The sequence below is a fragment of the Candidatus Auribacterota bacterium genome (assembly GCA_026392035.1).
Lineage (GTDB): Bacteria > Auribacterota > Tritonobacteria > UBA1439 > UBA1439 > JAPLCX01.
Genome location: JAPLCX010000046.1, coordinates 1 through 23,199 on the forward strand (window position 1 = coordinate 1; position 23,199 = coordinate 23,199).

The 23,199-nt window shown below is 59.7% G+C and carries 18 protein-coding genes; 11 read left to right on the forward strand and 7 right to left on the reverse strand.

Translation table 11 applies throughout. From position 1 onward, the window contains the following. The first annotated feature begins 310 nt into the window (after positions 1-310). From NTX71_04285 to NTX71_04330, 10 genes are all read left to right on the forward strand, one after another. Positions 311-619, forward strand: coding sequence for a hypothetical protein (locus tag NTX71_04285; protein MCX6339119.1), 309 nt, complete (start codon positions 311-313; stop codon positions 617-619). 9 nt (positions 620-628) lie between these two features. Next, complete coding sequence (locus NTX71_04290) at positions 629-2,680, forward strand: hypothetical protein (protein MCX6339120.1); 2,052 nt, start codon at positions 629-631, stop codon at positions 2,678-2,680. Positions 2,681-2,878: 198 nt separating this feature from the next. Further along, positions 2,879-3,412 carry a V-type ATP synthase subunit K gene (locus tag NTX71_04295; protein ID MCX6339121.1) on the forward strand — a complete coding sequence of 178 codons (534 nt, stop codon included), beginning with the start codon at positions 2,879-2,881 and terminating at the stop codon, positions 3,410-3,412. Then, positions 3,409-4,023, forward strand: coding sequence for a V-type ATP synthase subunit E family protein (locus tag NTX71_04300; protein MCX6339122.1), 615 nt, complete (start codon positions 3,409-3,411; stop codon positions 4,021-4,023). Before NTX71_04295 ends, NTX71_04300 begins: the two co-directional genes overlap by 4 nt. Continuing rightward, entirely contained in the window at positions 4,007-4,957 is a 951-nt protein-coding gene (locus NTX71_04305) for a hypothetical protein (protein ID MCX6339123.1), read from the forward strand. Before NTX71_04300 ends, NTX71_04305 begins: the two co-directional genes overlap by 17 nt. Beyond that, the gene (locus NTX71_04310; protein MCX6339124.1) at positions 4,950-5,327 is read left to right on the forward strand and encodes a hypothetical protein; all 378 of its coding nucleotides are present in this window, start codon (positions 4,950-4,952) and stop codon (positions 5,325-5,327) included. The genes NTX71_04305 and NTX71_04310 overlap by 8 nt, the downstream gene beginning before the upstream one ends. Before the next feature lie 105 nt (positions 5,328-5,432). Beyond that, on the forward strand, positions 5,433-7,211 hold the full coding sequence (locus tag NTX71_04315) for a V-type ATP synthase subunit A (GenBank protein ID MCX6339125.1): 1,779 nt from the start codon (positions 5,433-5,435) through the stop codon (positions 7,209-7,211). Next, complete coding sequence (locus NTX71_04320) at positions 7,208-8,626, forward strand: V-type ATP synthase subunit B (protein ID MCX6339126.1); 1,419 nt, start codon at positions 7,208-7,210, stop codon at positions 8,624-8,626. The genes NTX71_04315 and NTX71_04320 overlap by 4 nt, the downstream gene beginning before the upstream one ends. Before the next feature lie 70 nt (positions 8,627-8,696). Beyond that, positions 8,697-9,323 carry a V-type ATP synthase subunit D gene (locus NTX71_04325; GenBank protein ID MCX6339127.1) on the forward strand — a complete coding sequence of 209 codons (627 nt, stop codon included), beginning with the start codon at positions 8,697-8,699 and terminating at the stop codon, positions 9,321-9,323. A gap of 231 nt (positions 9,324-9,554) precedes the next feature. Continuing rightward, the gene (locus NTX71_04330) at positions 9,555-10,814 is read left to right on the forward strand and encodes a tetratricopeptide repeat protein (protein MCX6339128.1); all 1,260 of its coding nucleotides are present in this window, start codon (positions 9,555-9,557) and stop codon (positions 10,812-10,814) included. Between the two features lie 878 nt (positions 10,815-11,692). Here the strand turns inward: NTX71_04330 and rpmB are convergent. Next, entirely contained in the window at positions 11,693-11,923 is a 231-nt protein-coding gene (gene rpmB, locus NTX71_04335) for a 50S ribosomal protein L28 (protein MCX6339129.1), read from the reverse strand. 177 nt (positions 11,924-12,100) lie between these two features. Between rpmB and recG the strand changes: the two genes are divergently transcribed. Continuing rightward, positions 12,101-14,167 carry an ATP-dependent DNA helicase RecG gene (gene recG, locus NTX71_04340; protein MCX6339130.1) on the forward strand — a complete coding sequence of 689 codons (2,067 nt, stop codon included), beginning with the start codon at positions 12,101-12,103 and terminating at the stop codon, positions 14,165-14,167. A gap of 277 nt (positions 14,168-14,444) precedes the next feature. Here recG and NTX71_04345 read toward each other — a convergent pair whose 3' ends face one another. The 6 genes from NTX71_04345 to NTX71_04370 form a co-directional block, all read right to left on the reverse strand. Continuing rightward, entirely contained in the window at positions 14,445-17,291 is a 2,847-nt protein-coding gene (locus NTX71_04345; protein ID MCX6339131.1) for a pitrilysin family protein, read from the reverse strand. 3 nt (positions 17,292-17,294) lie between these two features. After that, a complete protein-coding gene (locus NTX71_04350) occupies positions 17,295-18,116 on the reverse strand; it encodes a competence protein CoiA family protein (GenBank protein MCX6339132.1) in 822 nt (273 codons plus the stop codon). Then, on the reverse strand, positions 18,097-18,804 hold the full coding sequence (locus NTX71_04355) for a hypothetical protein (GenBank protein ID MCX6339133.1): 708 nt from the start codon (positions 18,802-18,804) through the stop codon (positions 18,097-18,099). The genes NTX71_04350 and NTX71_04355 overlap by 20 nt, the downstream gene beginning before the upstream one ends. A 15-nt stretch (positions 18,805-18,819) precedes the next feature. Then, a complete protein-coding gene (locus NTX71_04360; protein MCX6339134.1) occupies positions 18,820-19,338 on the reverse strand; it encodes a hypothetical protein in 519 nt (172 codons plus the stop codon). Positions 19,339-19,557: 219 nt separating this feature from the next. Further along, a complete protein-coding gene (locus NTX71_04365; GenBank protein MCX6339135.1) occupies positions 19,558-21,537 on the reverse strand; it encodes a protein kinase in 1,980 nt (659 codons plus the stop codon). Positions 21,538-21,557: 20 nt separating this feature from the next. After that, the gene (locus NTX71_04370; protein MCX6339136.1) at positions 21,558-23,144 is read right to left on the reverse strand and encodes an FHA domain-containing protein; all 1,587 of its coding nucleotides are present in this window, start codon (positions 23,142-23,144) and stop codon (positions 21,558-21,560) included. Positions 23,145-23,199: the final 55 nt, after the last annotated feature.

Sequence of the window (23,199 nt, forward strand, 5' to 3'; positions counted from 1 at the left end):
ACATGTTACAGTGTGTGAAAAGCCGGGTGAAAAACTCTCTATCTACATTGGCGAAGAGAAAGTTGCGACATTTTATACGCAACGCTAAAACAGTTCGGTTTTAAATGTTCCGAAGAGTCCAGTTTTAAAAGTTACGCAACACCGGGTCCGAAAATTATTGATATTGCATGTGTCATTTGGCACGATGAGTGCCCTGCCCCGGCACTTCACCGGGGTAAACGGTATGAGCAGCGTCAACGATTCTAACTGCGCACACGACTGAAACGGTTCGAACGGTTCAAATCATTGTGAAATACCTGAGGTACATGCCATGAGCCTTGAGGAAGAGATTCTCTCGATCGAGCAGGAAGCGGCAGCGATAGTGGCGTCCGCACGGGCGGAGGCAAAGAGCCTGCTGGGCACGATTGAAGGGAGGAAAGCGCACGTGGCAAAAGAGATATTGCAGCGGATCGAAAAAGAAAAGAAACGCATCGAGGAGAAGAGCGCGGTGAGGCTGAGGGAGAGCCTTGCCGGCGTTGAGCGGGACATGCGCATCGGTGTTGAAGCGGTAGAGAAGGCCGGGAGGGAGAAGGCGGCGGGGTGCGTGCGCGCCATTCTGGAGAATCTCCTCGGGCGATAAACGAATCCTATGGCCATTGACAGGATGACAAAGCTCACCGTCCTCTTTTCCACACAGGAGGGGGAGAGGTTTGAGGAGTGGCTCTATTCGCGGGCCGCGCTCCACTTGGTGAGCCTTGAGCGGGAGTTCACGAAGCTCAGCGCGGCGGCGATCCCCCTCTCCATTGACGAGCAGGATGCGGCGGAGAAGCTCTCGATGGCGGAGGCGCTTCTGGTTGAGGCTGACAGCCTCGCCAAGGAAAAGAAGAACTTCATCGACGGCATGCTCCCCGTGAAAACCGTCGTGCGGGAGGGGGATCTCCGGGAAGCCCTCACAACGGTCCCCCTCGAGGAGCTCCACGCCCAGGTCGCGCGAAAGAGCCGCGGCGTCAGGGATTGCCACGCACGGCTCTCTCTCCTCGCGCGAGAACGGCAGCACCTCTCCCACTTTTTATTCCTGGAGATTCCCATGAGCGAGCTCCGGCAGCTCGCCAGGACGTTCTGCCTCGTCGCTGAGGGCAGCACCGCGCGGCTGGACAACGTCGCGAGGGACAGGGAGGCGGCGGACCTGCTCGCTTGGGAGGTGAGGCGGAGGCAGGGGGCGCTCCTTACGATCGTGGTTGCGGGGAAGAAGAGGGACGCCGCGAAATGCGCGGACATTGTGAGGGCTCACGGTTTTCACATCCTTGAGTATCCCGACCTGTCGGTCGCCGTCCGGGACCGCATAGAGCAAATAGATCGCGAGGATGAGGAAACCCGCGCGGAGTTTTGCGCCCTCCAGGATGAGTTGAAGTCACTCCTCTCCCCGGGCGTGGTACATAACCTGCGATGTCTGGCGGGGTACTGGGAGAGCGAAAGGAAGAGGGCGGAGAAGGCGCGCACCATACTGTGCTCAAGAAGGGTGGGAGTGGCGAGGGGATATGTCCGCTCAGCGGACGCCGCCTCCTTCATCGCGGAGGTGGCGAAGGAGTTCCCCGGGGCGAGCATCATCGCCGCCGACCCCGTCCCGGGCGATGCCGTCCCCGTGTCCATCAGGTTGCCCCGATGGCTCAGGCCGTTCGAGCTCCTCATCAATATGTTCGGGCTCCCCGACTATTTCAGCATTGATCCCACGCCCTACCTGGCAGTCGTTTTCCTGGTGTTTTTCGGCATCTGCTTCGCCGATGTCGTGTACGGGCTTCTGCTCATGCTTCTCTCCCGGCTCATGATGCGGAGGTACCGCCTCCAGGATAACCTCAGGGAGTTCTTCCGGCTCTTTTACTACTGTGGGATCAGCACCGTCATCTTCGGCGTCCTCACGGGAAGCTGGGCCGCCGATATTTATAATTACTTCGGTCCGAGCAACGCCTTCCAGCGCTTTGTCCAGAAGACCACCGTTCTGGACATGCTCGCAAAACCGGTTATCGCGCTGATGATCGCGCTCGCTATAGGGGTGGCCAATCAGTTCTACGGGATCGTGATGCGTATGGTCAAGGATATACGCCAGTCGAACTGGAAGGGAGCCGTGTATGACGGGGCGTTCTGGCTCATCTATCTCGGAGGGTTGCTTGCCGCGGCGATCACGGGCATTTCGGGCCGCGGGGGGAGCATCGCCCGCGGGGTGAGCCTTGTGGCGGTGGCAGGGGGAGCAGTGGGCCTCGTGCTCACCCAGGGACGGGACGAGAAAAGCATCGCGGGCAAGGCGATCTTCGGCGTGGTAAGCCTCTACGGGATTGTGGGGGGATACGGCACGGTATCCTTCATCGGCGACGTCCTCTCCTACTCGCGTCTCCTGGCCCTGGGGTTGACCACCTACATCGTCGGAATGTCGTTCAATATCATCGCGAAGGTCGTCCCGCAGATTATCACCAGTCTCTTCCCGTCCACCGCGGGTGCGATGTCCAGCCCGGCCGTGGGAGGGCTGCTCGTCGTTCTTGTGATGGTCTCCGGACACCTTTTTAATTTTTTCCTGAGCATCCTGAGCGCGTTTGTGCACTCTGCGCGGCTCATACTCCTCGAGTGGTTTGGGCGATTCTACCAGGGGGGAGGGGAGTGGTTCCAGCCGCACGGTTACTCGAGCGCTACCGTGGAGCTCGTGAAATAAGTAGTTTTTCACCACGGAGGCACTGAGAGCACGGAGAAAAGAAGTGGGAGAACAGAGAAAAGGTTTAATTTCTACAAAGAGTAAAAGAGGTCAAGAGACACGCGTAGTTTCTGTTGCTCTTTATGAGAAGACAATTACTCCGTGTCCTCCGTGTCTCCGTGGTGATAATTATGCATAAAAGGAAGGAGGGAGTGAAGCATGACTGAGTTACTACGTCACTATTTTTTACAGTCCGGCTACGCATGGGCGATTGCCGGGGCGATGGCGGCGGTAATGCTCGGGGGGGTGGGGAGCGCTAAGGGCATCAGGATCGCGGGGGCGCAGGCGGGCGGCGTCCTTTCGGAGCAGCCGGAGCTCTTCGGGAAGCTCCTCGTCCTCATCGCGTTGCCCGGCACGCAGGGGTTTTACGGCTTCATCTGCGCGATCATGATTGCCATGCGCAGCGGGTTGATCGCGGGGAAGGTGGAGATGACGCCGACGGTCGGGCTCAGCCTGTTTTTTATAGGGCTCTGCACGGGCATCGTGGAGTGGCAGAGCGCGATTTCCCAGGGAGAGGCCTCCGCAGCGGCGATCAACCTCACCGCGAAGAAGCCCGATGAGAGCGGCAGGGCCATCCTCCTGCCGGCGCTGGTAGAAACCTACGCGGTCATAGCGCTCCTCGCGGCGATTTTGATGATTCTCTGGGTCACCAAGCCGGACCTGATCGTCACAATGGGCCCTGTCGCAAAATGAAGAAGGCCGTGGAACAGATACAGAAGGCAGTGGTGGAGGAAGCCAAGGCTGAGGCGGCCCACATCCTCCACGAGGCGAACAAAGAGATGGAGCGGCTTCTCGAGGACTCCAGGAGAGAAGAGGAGCATAGGGCCGAGGCCCATCTCCGCGAGGAGAAGGCGCGCATGGAGCTGGCGGCGCTGAGGGAGATATCCCGCGCCCAGCTCAAGGCGAGGCTCGCCTGCCTCGACGCGCGCAACAGGGTGCTCGAGTGCATTTTCTCCCGGGCAATGGATGAGGCGCTCCAGCTTCCCCCCGCGCGCTACCGGGAAATTCTGCGCCGGTGGCTGGGCGAGCTTGAGACATCCGCTGGAGGGGATATCCTCCCCGCCGCGCGCGACGCGGAGGCTCTCGCCGGCCTAATCGGCGAGATGAACCCATCGCGGGACGCGGGCTCGCGGCTGACGCTTTCCCGCGAGAGGTCCCGCTTCCTGAGTGGATTCATTTTCAGCACTCCGCGCTACGAGGTGACGAAGTCTCTGGAGGCATGGATGGAGGAGCAGAAACGCAGTATGGCTCCCTGGCTTGAGAAGGAGCTGTTTGGAGAGGCGGGCAATGCCCACGCTGATTAACGCGCCGGAAAACTGGTGCTACATCTCCGGTCGGTGCGCGTCGCTTGAGGCGGGACTCCTGGGCCGGGAGTTTTTCCGCGAGATTCTCCAGGAGGGGACACAAGAGGGGGCCTATGCGCGGCTCTCCAAGTCCCCCTACGCCGAAATCTTCCCCCACCCACGCGACCTGTGCGACTACGACCGCCTCGTGACCGACCATCTGCGCGCGGAACTCCGCTCCATCGCCGCGGATAGTCCGTCGCCGGGGCCGGCGGACATATTCCTCTCCGAGCTGGAGCTGCGCGACGTCCACGCCGTGCTCATCCGGCAGGGGATTGCACGCGCCGATGCGGCGGAGACAGAGAAGTGGGCGGAGCGCCTGGGCGAGGGGTTCCCCTGGATGCGAGGATTTTCGGTCGGCGGCGCAGGCAGAACGCTTTTCATCTCGCAGCCCGTGCGCGCCCTTTCCCTCTGGGCCGACGCAGCGTACCTCTCGAGGGTGATGGAGTTTGCGTCCGGGGAGCCGGGGCTCCTGCCCTACATACAGGCGCTCATCTCCCTGCGCATGTTGGCGGTGTGCTGGCGTGCGGTGGAGAGCGGGCTTGACGCGAGGTGGCTTGCGGCATTCTTCTTCAGGGATGGTTTGCCCTCGCCGCCGCTTGACGAGGTCGCCGCGGCGGCACGGGGGGCGTCGCCGCTCGGGCTTATCAGGTTATTCGGACCGGCGGATTTCTCCCCCCCGGGCGAGGAGTTACGCGAATCACTGGGCAGGGACATTGACGACTATCTCACCCGGTTGGCGGGGAGGGGGAGGCACGATACCTACGGGGCCGGCCGCGTCCTCCACTACGCGCGGCAGGTATGGGTTGAACATTTTAACCTCAGGCTATGCGTGGCGGCGGTACTCACGCCGCTCCCGCTCACGCAAGCCCAGGTGAGGCTGAGGAATGACTGACGGCAGGGTGTGCATGGTAGGGAGCGCGCAGGTCATCCTCCCCTTCAAGGCGGGGGGTGCGGTACTGTATCCCGCCGAGAATCCTGAGGGCGTGGCGAGGGCGCTCAAGGAGATAGGCGCGCAGCCCGGGAGTTCCCTGGTGCTCATCACGGAAGAGGCCGCCGCGGCATCTCCCGACGAGGTTGGGGATTTCGAAGAGGCGGAGCGGCACGCCCTCATGATTATTCCCACGCGGAAGTCGGAAAAGAGTGCCGGGCTTGAGAGGATGAGAGAGCTCATCGTGCGGTCCGTGGGCGTTGACCTGATTGCCCGGGCCCCGTCGGAGAAAATCAGCGAGGAGATAACGCTTGAGGTGGAATCCGCTGAATAGGGGTTTCAAGCACTGAGAACACTGAGTATACTGAAGGATACAAACGGTTTTTCAGCGCCTTCAGTGTCCTCAGTGGTTTAAGAAGATGATTAAGGAGAGTGAGGGATGAACAACGAGCGGCGCGAGGGGAGAATCGTCAAGGTGAGCGGGCCCCTGGTGGTGGCCTGCGGCCTCGAGGGGACGAAGATGTACGAGATGGTGCGGGTGGGGAAGCTGGGCCTCTTCGGCGAGGTCATTGAGATACGCGGGGACCGCTTCTCGATCCAGGTGTACGAGGAGACGGGAGGAATAGGTCCCGGCGAACCCGTGGCGGGTACCGGCGCCGCGCTCACAGTGGAACTCGCCCCCGGCCTGCTCACCTCCATCTTTGACGGCGTTCAGCGCCCCCTGGACAAACTTCGGGCGGCGTTCGGTGATTTCATTGTGCGCGGGGCGGAGACGCCGTCTTTGGACAGGAAGAAGAAGTGGCGCTTCACTCCGCGAAAGAAGAGGGGGGAGAAGGTGATCGGGGGAGACATCATCGGCGTGATCCCCGAGACTCCCGTCGTTGAGCACCGCGTCATGGTGCCCCCGGGCGTGGAGGGGACCATCGCCTCCATCGCGGAAAAAGAGGCCACCATCGAGGAGACGATCGCGGTGATAAAGACCGCGGAGGGGGAGGAGCGCCTGACCCTCCTGCAGAAGTGGCCGGTGAGAGTGGCCAGGCCCGTGACGAGGCGGATGCCTCCCGTCGTTCCCCTCGTGACAGGTCAGAGAGTCCTGGACACGCTCTTCCCCATCACGAAGGGCGGGACTGCCTGCGTGCCGGGGCCGTTCGGGAGCGGGAAGACGGTCGTCCAGCACCAGCTCGCGAAGTGGGCCGATGCCGACCTGATCGTGTACGTCGGCTGCGGCGAGCGGGGGAACGAGATGACAGACGTGCTCATTGAATTCCCCGAGCTGACCGACCCCCGTTCCGGGAGGCCGCTCATCGAGAGGACCGTCCTCGTGGCGAACACCTCCAACATGCCCGTTGCCGCGCGTGAAGCGTCGGTGTTCACCGGCATTACCATGGCGGAGTACTACCGGGATATGGGGTACAGCGTCGCGCTCATGGCGGATTCCACCTCCCGGTGGGCGGAGGCAATGCGCGAGATGTCCGGCAGGCTCGAGGAGATGCCGGGTGAAGAGGGGTATCCCGCCTACCTGTCCTCCCGCCTCGCGAGTTTCTATGAGAGGGCGGGGCGCGCCATCTGCCTCGGGGCGGACGGGAGGGAGGGGAGCCTGTCGGTGATAGGTGCTGTCTCTCCCCCCGGGGGGGACCTCTCCGAGCCGGTCGTGCAGGCCACGCTCAGGGTGGTGAAGGTTTTCTGGAGCCTTGACGACAAGCTCGCAGGCCAGCGGCATTTCCCGGCAATAAACTGGCTCTCCAGCTACTCGCTCTACCAGGACCTCGTCGACAGGGCGTGCAACGCCTCGGTGAGCCAGTACTGGTCAAAGAACCGCCAGGAGGCAATGGCAATTCTGAAGAGGGAGGCGGAGCTGGAGGAACTCGTGCGGCTGGTGGGGATGGACGCCCTCTCCCCGCAGGACCGCCTGCTGATGGAGGCGGCGAAGATGATACGTGAGGATTTCCTCCATCAGAACGCCTATGATCCTGTGGACACCTATACATCTCCCCCAAAACAGTTCAAGCTCCTCCAAATCGTCCTCACGTTCTACCACTACGCCTACCAGGCCCTCGCGGTGGGAACGGAGCTCGAGGATCTCATCGCCCTCCCGGTGCGGGAGGAGATATCCCGGGCAAAGAACGTTCCCGAGTCGGAGATGTCCAGGCTTGAAGAACTCATAAAAAATATCAAGGCGTCCATAGAGGCACTCAAACCCAGCGGAGAACGAGTATGAGCAAAGAATATCTTACCGTAGAGAACATCGTCGGTCCGGTGATACTCGTCCAGTACGTGGGCGGGGTTTCCTACGCCGAGATTGCCGAAATCTCCATGCCCGGCGGCGGTGTGCGGCACGGGCAGGTGCTGGAGGTCCACGAGGATAAGGCACTCGTCCAGGTCTTTGAGGGGACGAGCGGCCTGACCCCGGGCGAGGTGAGGGTGAAGTTCCTGGGGAAGGGCCTTCAGCTCGGACTCTCCCGCGACATCCTGGGGAGGACGTTTGACGGCTTCGGGAAGACGATCGACGGCGGCCCTGCCATCATCCCGGAAAAATACCAGGACGTGAACGGGATGCCGATAAACCCGGAGGCGCGGGATTACCCTACCGAGTTCATCCAGACGGGAATATCCACAATTGACGTGCTCAACACGCTCGTGCGCGGGCAGAAGCTGCCCATCTTCTCCGGCTCCGGGCTGCCGCACTCCCGCCTCGCAGCCCAGATCGCCCGGCAGGCGAAGGTTCTCAAGACCGGCGAGCAGTTCGCCGTCGTGTTCGCGGCAATGGGCATCACCTTTGAGGAAGCCAATTTCTTCATGGGGGAGTTTGAGAAGACGGGAGCGCTGGAGAGGGCGGTGCTCTTCATCAACCTCGCCAACGACCCGCCCATTGAGCGCATCGCCGTTCCCAAGATGGCGCTCACGGCCGCGGAGTACCTCGCCTATGAGCTCGGGATGCACATCCTTGTCATCCTCACCGACATGACCAACTACTGCGAGGCCCTGCGCGAGATTTCGGCCGCGAGAAAGGAGATTCCCTCGCGGAGAGGCTACCCGGGGTACCTCTACACCGACCTCTCCATGATATACGAGAGGGCGGGCAGGATCAAGGGGAAGAAGGGCTCCATCACGCAGATGCCGATTCTCACCATGCCCGAGGACGACAAGACACACCCCATTCCCGACCTCACCGGCTACATCACCGAGGGCCAGATACTGCTCTCCCGGCCCCTCAACAACGAGGGCATCTACCCGCCCGTGGACGTCCTGCCGTCCCTCTCTCGTCTCAAGGACAAGGGAATCGGCGAGGGAAAGACCCGCGAGGATCACTCGGGCGTCATGAACCAGCTCTACGCGGCGTACGCCAAGGGGAAGTCCGCGCAGGAGATCGCGGTTGTCCTCGGCGAGTCCGCCCTGACCCCCCTGGACCTCCTGTACGTGAAATTTGCCGAGAGATTTGAGAGGGAATTCATCAGGCAAGGGGAGAACGAGAACAGGGACATCGTCACCTCGCTCACCATCGGGTGGAATCTCCTGGGCATTCTCCCCGAGGGGGAACTGAAGAGGATTAAGGAAGCGTACATAGAGAAATACTACCCTAAAGATAAATCCCAAATCCCAAATCCCAAATCCCAAATCCCAATAGAGGAATGATAAAGGGTAAAGCCCCGATGACAAAGGTCCTGTTGTGGTGTCAGTGGATTGTTGTCATTCGGCACTCGTTATGAAACTCATCGTCAGCCCGAACAGGATGGAGCTCCTCAAGCTCCGCAAGCGGCTGGAGCTTTCCATCCGGGGTCACCGGCTCTTGAAGGAAAAACTGGAGGGGCTCGTCAAGGATTTTATGCCGCTGGTAGGGGAGTACCGGCGGAAGCGCGGCCAACTCGACGAACTGCTCCCCCGCACGCTCAACCTCTTCGCCCTCGCCGCGGCAACCTCGTCCCGGGAGATAGTTTCGCTCTCTCTGGAGGAGTGTCACGGGGAGGCGCGGATTGCCACCGAGATGAGAAAGGTAATGGGCGTGAAGGCCCCCGCCTTCCGGATGGAGGGCTTCCGCCTGGAGATGGCCTACAGCCTCGTTGCCACACCTCCTGAGCTTGACGTGGCCGCCTCGGAGCTCGGGGCGCTCCTTCCGAAAATCATTGAGCTCGCCTCGCTGGAGGTGCTCCTCAAGCGCCTCTCCCGCGAGATTGAGAAGACCCGCCGCCGGGTGAACGCTCTCGAATACGTGATGATTCCCGAGATCAGCAGAACCAAGAAGGCTATTCAGAGCAAGCTCGAAGAGAGCGAGCGCTCCTCACGGGTACGGCTGATGAAAGTCAAAGAGATGCTCGAAGCCCGCGGCATGTAGGTGGGGGTCCCGGCCTGCCCCCTCCGGCGGGAACCGGGCCCCTGCAGCACGTCCCCCCTCGCGATTGACCCATTGCTCTACCCGTGCATTCCCTTTTTGACAAAATATGCGACAAAAAATAGGGCTTGACTTCTCGAATGAAAGTGGTATATTATTTTCCAGTGCGACTGGCTAGTGGTGCACTTGCTAACGGGTAATCAAAGCGAGGAGTCCTAAAACAGAGAGGTGATTATGAAAAGATTGCTGGCCTGTGCGGTGGTCGTCGGGGTGATGCTGTTGTTACCCCTGTTCATTGGGGCGAGCCTGGAGAACCCATCGCTCTCAGAGTATTTCCACCTCGGTAACTATTACACCGTCACGGAGCAGTTCGATCTCGCTATCACAAGTAACAATGCGATGATCGCCAAGCACCCGGTGACGAGGGAGGCTGAGCATGGCTGGCTCGGAATCGGGTATTGTTACCAGCAGCTCATGCTTCGCTCCATGGCTGAGTTCGAAAAGGCAAAGGCGAGGGGAGACGTCCCCAAGAGGGAACTTGAGGAGATGACCTCCCGGGTCAATTCAAATATGAATCAGGCTCTCGCGGCGTACCAGAAAGTCATCGCCCAATTCCCCGCATCGAAAGCTGAAGCGATAATCGGGGTCGCGCTCACCTACGCGGCGTTTGGTTCTGAAAAGGAAGCTATGGCAATGCGCGAGCTGAAAAAAGTTACCGATAGCTATCCTGAGGAGGCGGGGAGGGCGCATCTGCTCATCGGTGACACCTATGCAAAAAACAAAGAAGGCGTTGCGGCTGAACAGGCGTACAGTCTCGCATCTGTTTTATACCCGGAGGTCGCGTCTCTTGCCCTGTCGAAGTATGCCGACCTTAAGCTGGATTCAGAGGAGTACGGGAATGCCGTGGATACCGACACGACGATTATTCAATCACTTGGCATTGACGGCGCCTATGACGATAAATACCACTTCATAGGGTCCATAGTGCAGAACGCCATAGAGAAGCGTGGCCAGGCCGAACGCGCGCTGGAGAGTATGGATGATGAGCTCGACAGCTATCGATCCGTGTATACGCGATACATCGGGACTAACGTGGGGATGGCCGCGCAGATGAAGCTGGCGGAGGCATTATGGTACTACGGGAAGAGCGATGATGCGGCAAAGATACTGAAGCAGATCATGAATGACTACCCGCGGAGCGTCTGGTGCGTGAGAGCGACGATGCTCCTCGCAAAGTTACAGGGTGCTACCAAGAACGCAGTGGAGACCTATCAGAAGCTCATCAGCACCTACCCGTTCAGTATCCATCGGGTACAGGCGCAGTTTAAGCTCGCCGAGGTCCATCTGGCTCAGGCTGAAAAGCAGGAGGATCCCGGAGAGAAGAAGAAGCTGAGAGCCGAGGCCAAGAATGTCTGCGATGGGGTCATTGCGGATTACCCCCTGTGCGCCGAGGGTGAACAGGCAAAGGATTTCATCGCCAAGAATAAGCTCTAGGGAATAACCCAACAGGGGAGTGTGATCTGGACATCCCCCAAAAACTTATCATCAAAATACACAATACGTTGTGTCGGAAGTGGATGCAGTATTAGTGAAGTGAAACAGATACTATTTTGTAGGTGTATTCCAATGCATAATCCACCACGGAGGACACGGAGATAACGTACTACCCTAAATGATAGGTCATTACAGTAGTTCTTTCTCTGTGGGTTCTCCGTGCTCTCTGTGTCCCTGCCCGCCGGCAGGCAGGTCCGTGGTGAAAAATTACCTTAGTTTCTAAGAAGGGGAGAATCCAGGAGTGTGATGCATTGAAAGAGATATGTGTATTTGCCATCGTCGTGACCCTGTGTCTCGGTCTCGGAAAGGTATGGGCAGAAGATCTGGGCAAGCTCAGCGCGAACCCATCGAATCCGGATTCTACAAGCAATCCTTACGGAGCATAACTACTCAGGTAGTCAGAAGCCAGGGGCCAGAATCCAGAATGGATCGCGCATAAGCTTCCAGAAGCTTATTGACCTCTTCGAGTAACTTCATTAACTCGGAAACATCGCCGTAGCCCAAGCCCTCAAATGTCGCCGCCGGCGTCCTCATTCAAACTCCTGACTCCTGAATTCTGGCTCCTGAGCAGTTACTACGGAGCCGGGAGTCGCCTCCGCCAAGAAAAAAGCTGTTCCCCATAGGCAAGGTACTTCAACTCTCTCAACTGAGTGAATCCCACTTTGTTCCACAGGTGTTGCACTTGCTTGTGGCGCGCGCAACATGATACTTGACGCTCGATTATGCCGATAATCCAGATCAATTCAGCGAAGTGGGATTGACAATCACGCCCCGCGTGCGCGTGCATAGAATGGGTGGGTGCGGCGGTGCCGCATATGCTACGCCGCCTTGACAACCTTGCCGGCCTTGAGGCAACCGGTACATACCAATATTCTTCTGGGCTTCCCCTTGATCAGGGTACGGACGGTTTGAAGGTTGGGCATGAAGCGGCGCTTCGTGACGCCCGTGATGCGTCGACCAACGCCGCCTTTGATCTTCGCGAGGCCGCGTCTCTTCATCTTCCTCCCGGCTGCCGGATGTTTCCCGCAGATCTCACATATTCTGGACATTACTGGACTCCTCTTTTCTGCTTTTAGAGGAGTGATAATAGACGGAACTGCCGAATTGTGCAATACTTTTCTCAACATACTTTTCTCGTCATGGTTGAGGGTGTATGGTTGAGGGTTGAGAGTTGTCCATTGTTCCTCCGCTCCCTCAACCCTCAGCCAGTAACGAATATCTCAGCCATGCAGGATTTGAGCCAGGTAAAGGCGCAGTACGTGAAGGGAGTGGGCCCGCGTCGCTCCGAACTGCTCAGCGCGCTCGGCATTCAGAGCGTGATCGACCTGCTCCAGCATTACCCCCGGCGCTATGAAGACCGGAGGCAGATCCGGCGGATCGCGCAGCTTGAGACCGGGAGGGAAGAAACGATACAGGGGAAGGTGCTCGCGATCGGCACCAAGCGGGTGAGCAGAACGCTCACCATCGTCCAGGCTGCCGTGAGCGATGGCAGCGGTACCGTGTACGCCACCTGGTTCAACCAGCCGTATATGCAGTCCCGGTTCAAAAACGGGCAGGAGCTGATACTCACCGGCAAGGTGCAGCGTCGCGGACAGATGGAAATTCTTTCGCCTGAATTTGAGATTTTGAGCGGGCAGAGCGACGACCTGCTGCACACGGGCCGCATCGTGCCCCTCTATCCATTGAGCGAGCATCTCACACAGCGAACCATGAGGCGGATCATTCATGCCTGTCTTGAGAACTATGCCGAGTCTGTTCCGGAGCTGCTTGAACCAGCGCTGAGAAGAGAACGCGACCTCTGCCAGATCTCGGACGCGCTCAGGAATATCCACTTTCCGGAGAGCCCGGCGGCGCTGGAGCAGGCGAGGAGGCGGCTTGTGTTCGATGAGTTTCTCCACATGCAGCTTGCGATTCTTCTGAAAAGGAAACAGCTCGCGGAGATTCCCGGCTCGTCTAAGAAGGGAGGGGAGCTTGTCCGGCGCTTTCTGGAATCGCTCCCGTTCACGCTCACCCGCGCGCAGGAAAGGGTAATCGCAGAAGTACGCGCTGACATGGAGCGGACGCGTCCAATGAACCGCCTCCTCCAGGGAGACGTGGGGTCGGGGAAGACCGTAGTCGCGGTCGTCGCGCTGCTCATTGCACTCGATGCGGGATATCAGGGCGTGCTCATGGTCCCCACTGAGATTCTCGCAGAGCAGCACTGGACGACTCTCCGCGCACTGCTCTCCCCGCTGGGGATCAAGCCTTCCCTCCTGATAGGAGAGATGAGCGCGACTGAGAAGGCTGCGGTGCGCGGAGCAGTCCGCTCGGATGAACCATTGATCGTCGTGGGGACACACGCACTGATTCAGGAAGAAGTTGAGTTCTCACGGCTCGGCGTGGTGATCGTGGATGAGCAGCACAAATTCGGGGTGTCCCAGAGGGCCCATCTCAAGGCGAAGGGAGAGAATCCTGATTTTATGGTTATGACGGCGACGCCCATTCCCCGGACGCTCGCGCTCACGCTTTATGGAGACCTGGACATTTCAGTGCTCGATAAGATGCCGCCCGGCCGCGGGACCGTCACGACGCGATGGGTCCTGCCGGAGAAGATAGGGGACGCATATGCCTTTATCAGGAGCGAGGCACTTAAGGGACGCCAGGCGTACATCGTGTATCCGCTCATCGACGAGAGCGAAAAGCTCCCCCTCGGCGCCGCGAGCACTATGGCGGAACAGCTCAAGAAGCAGCAGTTCTGCGATCTGAGCGTGGGATTGATACACGGCAGAATGATCCGCGAGGAGCGGGAGGGCGTGATGAGCAATTTCCGTGCTGGTCTCATACAGGTGCTGGTTGCAACCTCCGTGATCGAGGTGGGGCTCGATGTGCCGAACGCGTGCGTCATGCTGGTCGAGCACGCTGAACGATTCGGCCTCTCTCAGCTTCACCAGATGCGGGGGAGGATTGGGCGGGGCCGCGAGCGTTCATACTTCCTCTTCAGCGGGCAGCCCGGGGCAGAGGAGGGGAGGAGGAGGCTTGAGGCATTGTGCGCCACGAACGACGGTTTCCAGATCGCCGAAATGGATCTCGATCTCCGGGGGCCGGGTGAATTTTTCAGCGGCCGTCAGCACGGAGGACCCGACCTGAGGCTGGCCAATCTCTTTAAGGACGAGGGACTGCTGAAGCTCGCCCGCGAGACCGCCGCGCGCATTGCCGCCGAGGACCGGATGCTGAAAATGGAATCGCACCGGGGCCTGAGGGAGCTGCTCATAAAAAAGTACAGAGGGAAATTCTTCCTCGGAATCACCGGATGACCACAGGATTAAGCGGTGAGGAGTAAGCGGTAAGGAGTAAGCACTACGCACTATGTTTAAGGGCTTAATCCTTAGTGCTTAATTCGTAAGGGGTCACTTATAGAGGGGGCCACGGATCCCGCTAAGCGGGACGGATTATGACGGATATTCACAGATGAAAAGAAAGCTTCATCTGCGGCCATCCGTGTGGTTATCCGTGAAAATCCGTGGCGAACATCATTTACCGTTACCCCTGCAAAACTGACCAATTACTCTCCTTAGTAAGCTGCGGGGGGCGTTACTTCACCGGGCCTGCGAGAATGATGGACAGACTGTCCGGGTGGAGATACTCGCGCGCGACGCGGAGGACATCCCTGGCACTCACGGCCTTGATAAGGTCCGGATACCGCTCGAAGTAGTCCAGACCGAGGTTGTAGAATTGAATATCCGCGAGCGCCGCCGCAACGGCGCCGTTCGTCTCCAGCTGCCTCGGCAGGCTCTTGACGATAAAGTCCTTGCTCTCCTGGAGCTCTCGAGAGCTGACGCCCTCATCTCGCATCTTGAGCACGCCATTCCGTATTTCCCTCACCGCCTTATCGACATTCTTAGGGTTGACGCCGGCCCTCACCAGAAACGGCCCCACGTAACGGTAGGGTATAAATGCGCTCATGACATAGTACGCGAGCCCCTCATCCTCCCTGATGGTGCGGCCCAGTCTCCCGCCCATCCCGAAGCGGCCGAGGATCGTGTTCATCACATGCAGCGCGTAATAATCGGGGTTATCGCGCGAGATTCCCCTGAAGCCGGCGGCGATATCCACCTGTGTTTTATCAGGAATGTTCACCTTCTCCCACTTCGTCTCCAGGGTGAGCGGCGGGGTGAGCACGGTGGGATTTTTGAACGGCTGATCGATCTTCCATGCGCCGAAGAACTTCTCTGCGAGCTCTTCCGCTCCTCTCGTCGTGACGTCTCCAGACAGCACAATGGTCACCGCGCGGGGGCCATAGTGTGTCGTGAAGAATTGGGCAATGTCTTCACGGCGCACCGAACGGATGCTCTTGACATCGCCTTCAACCTTGTGCCGGTAGGGGTGTCCGAATGGGTAGATGCACTCATACGCTCTGTCCACGGCCACCTGCTGGGTGTCGTGAGAAGCCTCCTCGAGGGCCGTGACAATCTGCACCCTGAGCTTGTCCATCTCTCCCTCGGGGAAGACGGGCTCCTCGAGCATCTGGGCCAGCACCTCCATAACCAGCGGCAGCTTTTCCCTGAGCATGCGGGCGACGAGCGCCACCCGGTCGCGCTCGCAGCTGATATGGAGCTCGGTCCCGGATGAGTCGAGCGTCTCGGCGATGAGCGCCCCGCTCATCCCGGTGCTGCCGCGCTCGAGCATGCGGGCGGTGAAATTCGCCAGCCCCGGCGCGCCCGATGGATCATACGCGCTCCCCGCGGCGATGTCCACGTACGCGACGAGTGAGGGCGAGCTGTTATTTTCTCTCACGATGAGCGTGAGGCCGTTCTGGAAAATCTTCCGTGTCGCATTCAGCGCTATCCGTGGAGTCCCGCGCGTGCGGGGGGCGGCCTCGCTCCTCTTCTGTTTTTCCTCCCCGCCCTGCGGCGTCGACGGTTCCGCGCGGCCCTCTTTCTTGAGCCACGAGGGGACGAAGCTCATCCTCTTCCGCTCGGCAAGAATTGTGCGATCGGGTGAGGCGCCGCCCTCGCGATACCCCGCGACCTTCCCCTGGTTGCTCACGTTGACCGCCCGGCCATGACCGCGCGCGGGCCCCGCCTCCGGAAGATACCAGCCCACCGTTCTGTTCTTCTCTGAGAGATATTTCTTCGCCACCGAGATAATCGCATCCCTCTTCACCTCCCCTATCCTTGAGATGAAGGACCGGGCGAATGTATAATTATCCAGTGTGTCAAAAAAACCCAGCAGGTGAGCTTGCCCGGTGACGCTCTCGGTATCATAGACAAAGCGGGACCGGAGCTGGTTGCGCACCTTCTGGAACTCCTCTTCGGTGACCGCCCCCTCTTTCACCCCGTCGATTATCTTTACCACGGCATCCTCGAGTTTCTCGAGTCCGACCCCGGCCGCAGCGGTGGCATACACGCACAAGGCATACGGATACTTCGTCGGCAGGTAAATTGACCCGGCCTTCGCTGCGAGTTTCGTTTCCACAAGGCCACGATAGAGACGCGAGCTCCTGGAGGCCTGTCCCCGCCAGTCAACGCCGTAGAGATTGATGCTCTCAGCTCCTCCGAGCATGGTGTCGAGCGCGAGCAGGGGGAAGAAATCCTCGCTGTCGATGGTGGGCGTGTGGTACAGGAGCTGGAGGTAGGCGGTTTCCCCTCCCCGTGAGATCTTCACGCGGCGCTCGCCGAGCTGTTCCGGTTCCCGTGTGCGCAGGCGCGCGACTGCCGGCCCCCCGGGGATTTCGCCGAATTTATCTCTGATCTTCCGGAGCGCTTCCTGCTCATCAAAATCGCCCACCACGACGATAGTAACGTTGCATGGATTATAGTAGCGCCGGTAGAACCGGTAGAGGTCTTCCCGGCCCATCCCCTCCACATCGCTCTGCCATCCGATGGTTGGCCAGCGGTAGGGGTGCGCCTTGAACGCCGCCGCAGTCGTCTCGATATCAAGGAGGTTCTCGGGGTCATTCTCACCCATCTGGAGCTCCGAGATTATCACCGAGCGTTCCGATTCAACTTCCCCGGGGCGAAAGAGGCTCGAGGCCATGCGCTGGGCTTCTATATCGAGGGCGAGGTCCAGGGCGCTGCTGGGGAGGGTCTCGTAATACGCCGTCTGGTCGAGCCAGGTGTAGCCGTTCCACGCCCCCCCTTCCCGCTCCAGAAGATTTTTCATCTCTTCGCGGCTGTACCGTTCCGTCCCTTTGAAATTCATGTGTTCGCACCAGTGCGCGGCGCCCGTGATCCCGGGGCACTCGTTCGCCGACCCCGCGTGCACCCAGCTCCACACCGAGACGAGCGGCATGCCCTCCACGCGGCTGAAGAGGACACGGAGTCCGTTGTCGAGCCGCTCCTCCCTGACCTCGCTCCCGAAACAGCATGCATTGGTGAAGAGGATCGCCACGCACAACCCCGCCATTGATACTACTCTTTTTCTGGTGTCTCTTTTCACTCTTCACTCCCCACTCTTCACTGAAGTGCTCCACCACCTTTTATCCATGAACCGGGCCAGCCTGAGGCCTCCCCTGCGCTCGATGCACAGCGGCCTGTACCCGCGGAGCATCCCCATCGTCACCTGCCGTGTATTATTCATCAGGGCCATGAAGCCCGGCCTGTAGATCTCGCACGCTGCCCTCGCCTCGGGCGTACAGCCGATCTGACGCGGGCATCCCTCGCAACTCCCGTTCACCCACCGCTCCGCCGCTTCCATGTGGAGCGGGTGGACTGTGCCATTGAAGAAGTAGTAAAAACGGCCGTAGTAAAGCTGCTGGAGCCGCTTCTCAATCTCATTCGCGCGGTGCGGGAGAGAGGCAGTCCTCGAATTTTTCAGTCGGCTGATCACCGCGTCAAGATCAGGGCGCCCGGCGAGAATCCAGAGCAGATGGATGCCCTGCCGGCTGAAGCCCACCGTCCGCTTCATCAACTCCCGCACATCAATGCCGCTCACCTGGCACTCAATCGCCACACGCGCGCCGCTCTTCTCATCGAGATACACGTCCGCCACAAGGCCGTCTACCGGCCACTCGACTTCGACTCTCTTGACGCAGGGAGAGCGCGAGTAGTAGTCGTGGAAAAAGTGCTTCATCTCGAGGTGGAGTGCAGTTTCGCCGCGCGAATAGGGACAGCCTGACTCCGCGACGTGCGCGAAGTGGTGGACCCGGATCGAGCCCTTGCGCGGGAGGACATCCGCTCCACAGGCGGGGCAGAAATAGCGTTCCCCCCTGCGCGCGCGATAGCCGATCGTCCTCCCGCCGTCCCTATCCCTTGCGACGAGCATCAGCATCCATCTCTTCCATGAGCCGCTTCCAGCGCAGGATAAATCGGCGATCCTCCGGGTCGGGAGGGAGATCCCCGGACGCCGTGCCGGTGAGCGCCTCGAGCTCGTCGTTGAACGCGGTGAGCGCAAAAAGGGAATCCCCGCGCGCGCGCATCCGCCTGCAGATCTGAAGGAAGCGTTCGCGCTGAGAGAAAATATCGCTGGCGTCAACGGCGACACACTGCACCTGTGTCCCGTCCCTGCCCAGAGACCCGAGCAAGGCCCTCCTCGCGCGCGGACACCCCATCAGCCTGGCATCCACCAGGATGAAGCGCCCGGGGGCGCAGGCCAGCGTCTCCCGGCCGAGCAATGGGAGGAGGGGAAGCGCGACCTCCCTCGTGAGCGACTTCTCCACGCTCCTCTCGAGTTCATCAGGGAACGACGCATCGGCGTAGAACGCATCGTGTGGCACCTGCCTTTCTATGAACATCAGGAGCGGAGCCATGTTGGCCGCGGTGCTCATCCCCGCCTTTAGCATGGGGCCGAGGCTCTGCATGAGCTGGAACGGTATCTTCATCAGATAGACCGGGAGGCGAAAGAGCTCGATCAGCATTGTATTCATGGTCTGAGCGGTTGTCTTCAATTCAGCGCAGCCGGACGGGAGGAGGAGGGAGATGAGGAGCAGCAGATACAATGCTATTTTTCTCATGTTTTCCCGTGGATCTCACTCGGATGGCTTTTTCGTGCTCTCCGCGCCTTTCGCGTCACGCTCGCCAACCGCTTCAGCGCGCACCGTCTTGGTGGTCGCGCCATCTGGGGCGCAAAAATCAATCTGGGAAACCCTGGCGATCCAGTAGACGTTCCCCACCTCCTGTACTCTCTCAATCGTGCAGTGAATTTTTACCTGATACGTCTTCGCCTCGTCCGTCTCGTTCAGCAGTTTCTGGGCAAGGTTAGAGTCAGCAACAAAGGTGACACGCTCCATGCTGAGAAAGGGGGCGGCATATCCCTCTCTATCCCGCATCTTCCTCTCCCTCGCAACGCCGCCGGCCCCTATCCCCAGGCAGTAAAATCCCATGTCCTTTTTCATCTTCCCATCGAGCCTCACCTGCTCAACCTCGATGGGCGCGCCCACATACAATTCCGGAAAGTTATTCACATCCTGGAGGGACACCGTGCCCGCGAAACTGCTCGAAACACAAATAACCACCGCGCCAAAAACGCACAACAATTGTCTGTTCATCCTACGCCACCTCGTCCATGCCTCCAATCCCCCCCGCCCTGGAGATACGCCTCCGACATCACTCTCGTGGGGGGCCTCTTGAATTATCGTGACAGTATATTACGTCAGCACCGTCCTCAGCAACGTCTTTCACCTCCGGCCAACCGTCACGGACCCCTCGATGCCTTCTTCGCGATGTGCGTCAAAAGTCATGCCAGGGGCACCACCATCATGCTGACGTCACCGCGCGGGCTGCCCCATCTGGAGGAGGCTCTCCAGCCTCCGGTTGGCCTCCAGGGCGTCCTTTGTCCCGGGCTTTTCCCGGATAACACGGCGGTAGCCCTCAATGGCCGCATTGAGATCCTTGAGTTTCGACTCTTTTACCGCGGCGATATTGAGAAGTATGTGGAACTCCTCCTCGTGATCGGGGTAGCGCTTGAGAATCTGCTCATATGTCTCGAGCGCTTTCTCATAGTTGCGTATCTTCTTGTCTGTGCAGAGCTGAGCGACCTTGAGCATCGCATGGGGGGCCTTGTCGCTCGTCGGATAGTCGCGTGCGATCGCCTCAAACGACGAGATCGCCGCCTCAAAATCCTCCGGGGTGTTCTCCTCCTGCTGGAGGAGCCCCATCTCAAAGAGGGCCTGTGGCGCATTCGGGCTAGAGGGATATTCCTTATACACCTTCCGGTACTCCTCTATCGCCTTTGATGCCTTCTCCTTTCTGCTAAAATCGAGACCGCTCAGGAACCCCGATGGTTTCAGACATTCGGCAATCCGGAACTGGGCATCCGGGCGGAGCGAGCCGGAGGGGAAGAGCTGGAGCAGGCGCGCGTACTCCGAGAGGGCGAGATTTATCTCACCCCCCTGCTCATAGATCTGACCGATCTTGAGTTGGGCCTTCTCCGCCCACTGCGGCGCGCTCCCCTTGTAGTTTTCGACGACTGACCGCATGGACATGACGGCAAATTGCCGCAGGTTGGTCGATTTCATATCCGCGGCCGCGTACGTCTCCGCTTTCTTGAAATCCGCTTCAGCTCCGCCAGAGGGAATCGGTTTCTGTGCGGGCGTGGGCGGTTGCTTTAAAGAGGGCCTGGGCGATGCCTCGGCGACCGTCGGGGCAGGAATCTTCTTCGCGGGAACCGGAGTGCTCGTGGGGATCACCGGCTGAGGAGAAGGAGTGGCAGTTTCCGCCGCAACGACTGGCGCCGGGGCGAGAGGAGGTCCTTCCGGTTTCCGAGAAGGCGCACCCGTACCCCCGCCGCCGCAATGACGCACGACGAACAAGAGGAGGCACGCCAGCACAACCGCTCCTCCGGCGACGATGAACCGCTGCGGCCTTTTCCGGATCGCTGTCGACGCACGCTCCCTGGCTGTCTTTACGGTGCGCACTATCTTGTCGAGCATGCCCGGATTCTCGCGGACGAGGTCGCCGAGCGCCTGAGTCACCTGGCTCGCCGACTGGTACCGCTCGTCGGGAGTGGGCTTGAGACAGCGGAGAATGATCTCATCCAATGCATACGGGATCTCGGTGTTGATCTCACTCGGGCGCTTGAAGTGCCCCACGGGGAGCTGGCCGGTGAACATCTCGTAGAGGATGATCCCGAACGAGAAAATATCAGCCCGCAAATCCACGTTCCGGGCGTCCTTCCTCTGCTCGGGGGCCATGTACTCGAGCGTCCCCATCGCGATATTGGCCTGGGTGAGGGTCGAGAGTTCACCCGCCGCCTGGGCGAGCTGAACCAGCCCGAAGTCGGCGACCTTCACCGCAAGCGTATCGCCGGCAATGAGGATATTCGAGGGCTTGAGGTCACGGTGCACCACGGCCTTTGAGTGGGCGTACGCGAGGGCGCGGCAGATCTGGAGCGCGATCTCAAGTGTCTGGCGGAAGGTGAGCGACTTCTTCTTAAGGAACTCGTCGAGATTCAAGCCATCCACATACTCCATCACAAAATAGCAGATGCCTTCCTCCCTCCCCCGGTCGATGATCTGGATGATGTTCGGGTGGCTGAGATGGGCGATGGTTTCCGCCTCACGGTCAAACCGCGCGATGAACTCCTCGTCCTGCGCGAAGCTCGCCGGGAGCACCTTGATGGCGACGGTCCGGTTGAGCGATGGCTGAATCCCCTTGTAGACAACCGCCATCCCGCCGCGGCCTATCTCCTCAACGATCTCGTAATGACCGAGGCGCTCGATCTTCGGTTTCTTCGGTGATTTTGGCATGTTTGAATTCCCTTTGTCAGTTATGGCAGCCGCACCCTGTAAACCTCAACTGGTTCTGCCTTCCCATGGATCTGCATCGGGGCTGTTTTTTCTCCGGCGATGCCGCCGTCCAGGCAATTCCATGTGCATTCGCTCACGAGCACTTCTCCTCCGGCGGCGATGTCGGCGAGCCGGGAGGCGAAATTGACCGTGTCCCCGATGACCGTGAGCTCCATTCGCTGCTCGGACCCCACATTGCCGTAGAGCACATCCCCCGTGGTGACTCCGATCCCGATCTGGAAGGTCTTCGTCCCCTGGCCCTCCCAGCGGGTGTTGAGAGTTCTCATGGATGATTGCATCTCGACGGCCGTCCGGACCGCGCGGAGCGGATCATCGGGATGCTGCAGGGCTGCGCCGAAGACAACGATGATGGCATCGCCGATGAACTTATCAATCGTCCCTTCGTACTTGAATATGATGCGGCTCATCTCATTGAAATACTCGTTCAGCATCCCGACGACTTCGTTGGGCGGCAGGTCCTCGGAGAGTTTGGTGAAGTCGCGGATGTCGGAGAAGAGCACCGTCACCTCTCTGATCTCCCCCCCCAGGTTGAGTTCGCGGGTGCCGTCAATGATCTGGTCCACTGCCGCCGGCGAGAGGAAACGCTGGAGGTTGTTCCGGCGCCTCACCTCGACCTGGATGTTGTGGTACAGCTTCGCATTCTCGATGGCCAGTGCCGCCTGGTTCGCGATCCCGGAGAGGAGCTGGAGGTCTTCCTCATGGAACTCGCCGGAGGAGCTACGGTTGGCCACGTGCAGCACCCCCAGCACCACATCCTCCCTCATGAGCGGAACGCACATGGTGGACATCATGTGGTACCGGAGGACGCTCTGGGCTGAGCTGAATCTGCTGTCGGTGGAGGCGTCGGCGCTGAGGACCGCAACGCGCTCTTCCACCACCCTCTTCAGGATCGTACGGCTCACCGCGACGGCCCCTTCCTTTCCCGTGGAGCCCTTGGAGCGAAAGAGGCGAAGCTTGAGCTCGCCCTTCGCATCATCCCGCAACATGATGAACGCTTCATCCGGGCCGATGACCTCGAAAATAATCTTCATGATCGCGTTCAGGAGCTCGCTCAGATTGAGCGTCGCCGAGATAGCGCGGCCGACCCTGTACACAATGGCGAGGTGCTTGTGAGCCTTCCTCAGGAGCGCGAGATCGCCGCTGGCATCCTCGGAATCAATTTTTCTCATCGCGTCGGCGCTCAGCACAGAACGCACGGTTGATTTCACGTTTTTATCGTCCGCGGGGCATTGGGCCGACTTTACCGATGCTCCTTTCTGCTCAAGGTGGTAGATGAGGAGGGTCTGGCCTATCTTGATTTCATCCCCCTCCTTGAGGATGGCCTTTTCTACGCGATTCCCGTTCAGGAATGTGCCGTTCTTGCTCCCCATGTCCTCGAGGGCGGCTTTCCCGTCCGGCCCCAGGTGGATGGATGCGTGCTCCCGTGATACACCGCGGTCGCTCAACTCGATGGTGCATGCCCGGCTCCTCCCGATGGTGATCGTGCCCGGTCCGATATCGTGATAGAGGCCCTGGGTGGCACCCTCTTTGAAAAAAAGCTGTGGCATCAGCGTGTGATTCCCTTTTTAAGAAAAAGACGTCCCCCGCTCCGCTGCCGCCAGC

Excerpts from the sequence above, each read along its gene's own strand:
- NTX71_04285 (MCX6339119.1), top strand. The coding sequence starts at position 311 with ATGAGCCTTGAGGAAGAGATTCTCTCGATCGAGCAGGAAGCGGCAGCG.
- NTX71_04290 (MCX6339120.1), top strand. The coding sequence starts at position 629 with ATGGCCATTGACAGGATGACAAAGCTCACCGTCCTCTTTTCCACACAG.
- NTX71_04295 (MCX6339121.1), top strand. The coding sequence starts at position 2,879 with ATGACTGAGTTACTACGTCACTATTTTTTACAGTCCGGCTACGCATGG.
- NTX71_04300 (MCX6339122.1), top strand. The coding sequence starts at position 3,409 with ATGAAGAAGGCCGTGGAACAGATACAGAAGGCAGTGGTGGAGGAAGCC.
- NTX71_04305 (MCX6339123.1), top strand. The coding sequence starts at position 4,007 with ATGCCCACGCTGATTAACGCGCCGGAAAACTGGTGCTACATCTCCGGT.
- NTX71_04310 (MCX6339124.1), top strand. The coding sequence starts at position 4,950 with ATGACTGACGGCAGGGTGTGCATGGTAGGGAGCGCGCAGGTCATCCTC.
- NTX71_04315 (MCX6339125.1), top strand. The coding sequence starts at position 5,433 with ATGAACAACGAGCGGCGCGAGGGGAGAATCGTCAAGGTGAGCGGGCCC.
- NTX71_04320 (MCX6339126.1), top strand. The coding sequence starts at position 7,208 with ATGAGCAAAGAATATCTTACCGTAGAGAACATCGTCGGTCCGGTGATA.
- NTX71_04325 (MCX6339127.1), top strand. The coding sequence starts at position 8,697 with ATGAAACTCATCGTCAGCCCGAACAGGATGGAGCTCCTCAAGCTCCGC.
- NTX71_04330 (MCX6339128.1), top strand. The coding sequence starts at position 9,555 with ATGAAAAGATTGCTGGCCTGTGCGGTGGTCGTCGGGGTGATGCTGTTG.
- rpmB (MCX6339129.1), bottom strand. The coding sequence starts at position 11,923 with ATGTCCAGAATATGTGAGATCTGCGGGAAACATCCGGCAGCCGGGAGG.
- recG (MCX6339130.1), top strand. The coding sequence starts at position 12,101 with ATGCAGGATTTGAGCCAGGTAAAGGCGCAGTACGTGAAGGGAGTGGGC.
- NTX71_04350 (MCX6339132.1), bottom strand. The coding sequence starts at position 18,116 with ATGCTCGTCGCAAGGGATAGGGACGGCGGGAGGACGATCGGCTATCGC.
- NTX71_04355 (MCX6339133.1), bottom strand. The coding sequence starts at position 18,804 with ATGAGAAAAATAGCATTGTATCTGCTGCTCCTCATCTCCCTCCTCCTC.
- NTX71_04360 (MCX6339134.1), bottom strand. The coding sequence starts at position 19,338 with ATGAACAGACAATTGTTGTGCGTTTTTGGCGCGGTGGTTATTTGTGTT.
- NTX71_04365 (MCX6339135.1), bottom strand. The coding sequence starts at position 21,537 with ATGCCAAAATCACCGAAGAAACCGAAGATCGAGCGCCTCGGTCATTAC.
- NTX71_04370 (MCX6339136.1), bottom strand. The coding sequence starts at position 23,144 with ATGCCACAGCTTTTTTTCAAAGAGGGTGCCACCCAGGGCCTCTATCAC.